Origin of the sequence: Frankia sp. R43, assembly GCF_001306465.1 — a bacterium.
In the GTDB taxonomy this organism is placed as follows: domain Bacteria; phylum Actinomycetota; class Actinomycetes; order Frankiales; family Frankiaceae; genus Parafrankia; species Parafrankia irregularis.
In genome coordinates, this window is the sequence record NZ_LFCW01000001.1 from 253,671 (window position 1) to 258,660 (window position 4,990).

A 4,990-nucleotide genomic window follows, 5' to 3' on the forward strand; every position below is an offset into this window, starting at 1 on the left:
CACCATGCCCGACCCGAGTCTCATCTCCGACGAAACGAGCACCGTCGCGATGATCAAGGCGTTCGACCTCTGCCAGGACGAGTGCGTCAACATCCAGAACACCATCGAGTCCGCCGCGTCGATGCTGTTCGTCCAGTGGGGCGGCGTCGCGGCCGCCAGGTACCGCGACGCGATCGCCAACTGGCAGAACGGTTTCAACAAGGTCCGCCAGGGGCTGGACCTCCTGAACGAGTCGATGGTCGTCTACGCGAACACCACGACCACGGTCGAGGACAACGCCGTCATGATCGGCTCGACCTGGGCCCAGGGCCTCACCTGAGCCCGTCCGTCGCACGCGAGCCCCACACCCGCCCCCCAACCTCCGTGAGGGAGACATGGCCACCTACCAGTTCAACCCGAACGGCGCTCTCGACACAGCGGCCGAGCTGCAGTTCGTCACGACCAAGCTCCAGGACTCGCTGGAGGCCCTGATCAACAGCGTCCGGGTCTTCGCGGACCGGAACTCGGGTGCCGCCCCCGACAACTACGTCCTCGCCCAGCAGCAGTGGAACACCGGCCAGCAGGAGATGGAGCTCTCGCTCGCCGTCGGGAAGGTGAAGCTGGAGGAGATCCACAACCAGTACGTGCTGGGCGACAACCGCGGCGCGAACGTCTTCGGCTCCCTGATCTGACATGGGCGAAGAACTCACGATCAGGATGGACGAAACCGCCCTCCGGGACCGCATGAAGGAGTACATCGGGCTGCTCGACGACATCGACCGCCGGTCGTCCACCTTCCAGTGGGGCCCCGATGCGGTCTCGACGCTGGCCCTCGGGGCTCCCTTCCCGCTGCGGCTCGGCGGATCGGGCTTCACCGAGGCGGTCGGCCTGGCGCAGAACTTCGAACGGGTGCGGCAGAACCTGGTCGAACGGGTCAACACCGTCTACACGAACACGTCCAACCTGCGCTGGGGCCTGGAGTACCTGCTGGCGGACTCCGACGCGGTCGAGAGCGCCAACGCCTCGACCCTCACCGGCACGTTGTTCGACTCGTTCATGCCCAGCCAGACGACCACACCGGACACGTCGTCGTCCACCTCGTCCACATCGTCGTCCACGACCGGGACCTGACGCCATGGCCGCTCCCGGAAAGATCGAGGACGTCCTGCACGACATCCTCGGCTACACCATCGGGTCAAGCACCGGCGCGACGCTCGACCTCGCCGCGGCCGGGGCCGCGACCGGCTCGACGACCTCGACCACCACGCCCGCGGCGGCCACCGGGGGCGCGATCGACGCGGGCCTGCGGCCCGACACGGTGCGGGCCTCCGGGCCGCCGTGGCTGATAGCCGATCCGCGCAAGGAGCAATACCACACCGGCGGCGGCTGGACGCCGCCCTTCCAGTACGGCGCGCTCACCTTCTGGCGGTGGATGTCGGACGACTGGGCCAGCAACACCGAATGGGTCACCGTGTGGGTGGGCAAGCGGGGCTCGTCGTCGACGCCCACCCAGAACTCGCTCACCCCGGCGGAGGACACCTCGAACCCGCTCATGGACGTGCGGAAGGCCTGGATGGCCGTCGAGACGAACATCCCGCAGCTCGCCGGTCTGGGCACCCCGTTCGACCCGGAGACACTGCGCGGGATCGGGCAGGCGCTGGACGGCATCGGGGCCTGGTCGGCCACCGTGTTCGCCAACCTCGGCGACGACATCGCCCGCATCGACACGAAGGCGGACAACTTCTCGGGCTCCGCGGCCCAGGCGTACCGTGCCCGGGTCCTCGCCGCCCAGGCCGGCGTCCAGGGCGTCCGCGAACAGTCGACGCCCTGGATCGATCCGATCAACAAGGCGTACCTCAGCGCCGTGGCCTTCGTCGAACAGCTGCACAAGGACAACGACTACTGGTCGGGCAAAGCCGGTGACCCCCGCGGGATCATCCCCGGGCCGCCCGGGGTGTGGTCCGATCCCTGGAAGCTGGTCGGCGAGATGTTCAACGGGTCGGTCGTGTTCGACCGGCCGACCACCGAGACGGAGAACTGGAACCATTCGGGCGGCCTGTGGGACAGGGGCTGGATCCGCGGCGGGCGCGGCCAGATGGCGGATCTCCAGTGGCGGGAGATGTACATCAGGTTTCCCGACTGGGTCGGAATACAGGGCGAGTACGCCGTGCTGCGGGAACCGACCTGGCCCGACGTCGACAACAAGCTGCGGGCCCAGTGGGCCAACCATGTGCAGGAGGCCTTCAGGCCGTCCGTGACGAAGGCACAGGAGATGATCACTGCCTTCGCCGCCGCCCAGGCCGCCGTCAAGCTCGGCCGGATGCCTCCGCCGCCGCCACCCCGCCCGGCCCCGGAGACCGCCCTCGCCGGCGGCAACGAGGAGCTCAACGAATACCTGGAGAAACTCAACGAGGAGCTCAACAAGAGTTTCGAGGGCATCAACAAGAACTTCGATGAAATCAACAAGGGGTTCGAGGGGGCCAACAAGAACTTCGAGGGCGTCAACGACTTCGGTAACGGGATCAATGCCAACCTGAACGAGCTCGGCAAGGGCCTGAACAACATCGGCGGAGGAATCAACGGCCTCGGCGGCGGCCTGAACCAGCTCGGTGAGGGCATCAACAACATCGGCGGGGGGATCAACAACCTCGGCGGTGGCCTGAACCAGCTCGGCGGTGGTCTGAACCAGCTGGGTGACGGGATCGGCGGCGGCCTGAACCAGCTCGGCGAGGGCATCAACAACATCGGCGGTGGCCTGGGCGACCTCGGCAACGGCCTGGGTGGCACCGGAGCCACCGGGTACGAGCTGGTCGACTACGTGCCGGGTGCCGAGACCGGCCTCGGAGCGGGGGCAGCCGGCCTCGCCGGTCTAGGCGGCCTCGGCTCGGGGGGGACCGGCCTGACCGGCGCGGCCCGGCGCGAGGCCGGCACCCTGCTCGGTTCGCTGCAGGCACTCGGGCGGGCGGGTGTGCTGGCCGACACACCGCTGACCGCCGAGCAGTCGGCGGCCCTGCGCGCCGCCGGCCTCGGCACCGACGCGGCGACCCTGGGCGAGCTGAGCCCCGACCAGCTGAACGTGCTGAGCGACGCCGGGCTGCTCGACTCCGTCCCGCTCAGCCCGGCCGGCCAGCAGGCACTCGCGGACGCCGGCCTGCTCAGCTCGCCCGCCAGCACCCTGAGCGGTGTCGGGGGCCTGGACAACCTGGGTGATCTCAGCCCGGCTCAGCTCGCCCGGCTCGACGCGTCCGGTGCCCTGGACGACATCCCGGTCAGCCCCGCCCAGCTCGACCAGCTGCGGGACAGCGGGCTGCTCAGCTCGGGTCAGGGCGTGGGCTCGCTGGGGGACCTGTCTCCGGCCCAGCTGAACGCGCTCAGTGACGCCGGGCTGCTCGACTCGGTGCCCGTCACCCCCGCCCAGCTCGCGGACCTGGGCCAGGCCGGTCTGCTCACCTCGGGTCAGGCCGGCCTCCCCGACGCGCTGTCATCGCTCGGCGCCCAGTCGGGTGCGGCCAGTGGCCTGACGATGCCCGACATCAGCACACCCAGCTCGGCCTTCCCGACGCAGATCGACGGTGTCCAGGTGGCGTCGCCTCTGACGACGGGCTCCGGCGTGACCATCGGGGACATCAGCGAGCCGATGGTCCGCACCCTCTCCGGCGATCTCCTCGGCGGGGTCGGCACGTCCGGCGTCAACCTGGGCGGCGCGCAGCTGACGAGTCTCGGCACGGGCAGCACGCTCGGTACCGCCGCGTCCCCCCTCGCCGCCGGGGCCGCCGGCGGCGCACTGGAGTCCGCAAGCGCGCTGTCAGCCGGCGGCCTCGGCTCGGCGGCCACTCCCGCCGTAGCCGGATCGACGGCGGGTGGGGGCGGCGGCATGCCGTTCATGCCGATGGGGGGGATGGGCGGCGGCGCGGCCGGCGGCTCCTCCTCCCGGGACCGTCAGCGCAGCACCTGGCTGACCGAGGACGAGGAGGTCTGGGGCACCGACCCGGACTGCGCACCCGCGGTCGTCGGCCGCGACGACACCTCCGCCGAGGCCGGCACCGAGCGTTCCACCGGCGTCGTGCAGCCAGCGGCCCCGGGACGGGACCGCGTCCGCCGCGGCCGCTGACCGCACCGGATCCGCATCCCCGGATCCGCATCCCGCGGCGTCATGACATCCGGGTCGCGACCAGTACAGAGAGGACAACGGCGTGGGGCTGTTCGACGACGACCTGATGGAGGCCGCGCTGGCCGAGCTGGCGCGCACCGAGGAGGTGACCGCCCGCATCCGGCGGGAGGGCGTCGCCGCCCGGCACAAGGCCAGCGACCGCGGCAAACTCCTGACGGTCACCGCGAGCGGGGACGGAAAGATCACCGACATCTCGTTCCGGGGGGACGCCTACCGCGAGCTGGCGCCCGCGGAGTTCGCCGACCTGCTGGTGAAGACCATCGAGCAGGCCCGATCCGGCGCCCTGGACACCGCGCTCGCCGGCATGCGGGACCTGATGCTGGAACTGCCCTCCTCGATCGGCCGGCTGGCCGAGGTGCAGTCCTCCGACGAACTCGTCGAGGAGCTGCTCGGCATGTTCACCCGGAACATCCCGGACGACGACGCCAGCCCCGCGCAGACGGAGAACGGGCACCGGGCATGAGCGGGGAGAACATCACCTTCGACGGTGACGAGCTGGCCAACAAGGTGCCGATCCTCGCCGAGTTCCGCGACGACGTGGTCGCCTTCGGGAAGGAGCTCGCCGACGGGATCACGCAGAACAACTTCGCCGCAGACGCGGAGGACGAGGCGTCCAAGCTGGCGTACGCCATGTTCCGGCAGGTGATGCAGGCCTTCGACAAGATCTACGGGGCGCTCGGCACGGCAATCGGTGTGCAGGGCGACCGGCTCGGGATCGTGCGCAACATCGGCGAGGCGACCGAGGCGGGTGCCGCCGACACCGCCGGGAACTGGTCGGGCGGCGGCGGGGCGCGCGGCTGACCACCGACCAACCGACCGACCCGGACGAGACGCGGCACG

Annotated in this window: 6 protein-coding genes; all 6 read left to right on the forward strand. The window is 70.4% G+C overall.

Going from position 1 to position 4,990, the window contains the following annotated elements; translation table 11 throughout:
* The first annotated feature begins 4 nt into the window (after window positions 1-4).
* Window positions 5-319 (forward strand): WXG100 family type VII secretion target, encoded by a 315-nt coding sequence (locus ACG83_RS00990; RefSeq protein ID WP_054564271.1) that lies wholly within the window; start codon window positions 5-7, stop codon window positions 317-319.
* A 55-nt stretch (window positions 320-374) separates the two neighbouring features.
* Window positions 375-671, forward strand: a complete 297-nt coding sequence (locus ACG83_RS00995) for a WXG100 family type VII secretion target (RefSeq protein ID WP_054564272.1) — start codon at window positions 375-377, stop codon at window positions 669-671.
* Between the two features lies 1 nt (window position 672).
* Window positions 673-1,110 (forward strand): hypothetical protein, encoded by a 438-nt coding sequence (locus ACG83_RS01000; RefSeq protein ID WP_054564273.1) that lies wholly within the window; start codon window positions 673-675, stop codon window positions 1,108-1,110.
* Between the two features lie 4 nt (window positions 1,111-1,114).
* Window positions 1,115-4,090 carry a hypothetical protein gene (locus tag ACG83_RS01005; RefSeq protein WP_054564274.1) on the forward strand — a complete coding sequence of 992 codons (2,976 nt, stop codon included), beginning with the start codon at window positions 1,115-1,117 and terminating at the stop codon, window positions 4,088-4,090.
* Between the two features lie 82 nt (window positions 4,091-4,172).
* Complete coding sequence (locus tag ACG83_RS01010) at window positions 4,173-4,613, forward strand: YbaB/EbfC family nucleoid-associated protein (RefSeq protein ID WP_054564275.1); 441 nt, start codon at window positions 4,173-4,175, stop codon at window positions 4,611-4,613.
* On the forward strand, window positions 4,610-4,951 hold the full coding sequence (locus ACG83_RS01015; protein WP_054564276.1) for a hypothetical protein: 342 nt from the start codon (window positions 4,610-4,612) through the stop codon (window positions 4,949-4,951). Before ACG83_RS01010 ends, ACG83_RS01015 begins: the two co-directional genes overlap by 4 nt.
* Window positions 4,952-4,990: the final 39 nt, after the last annotated feature.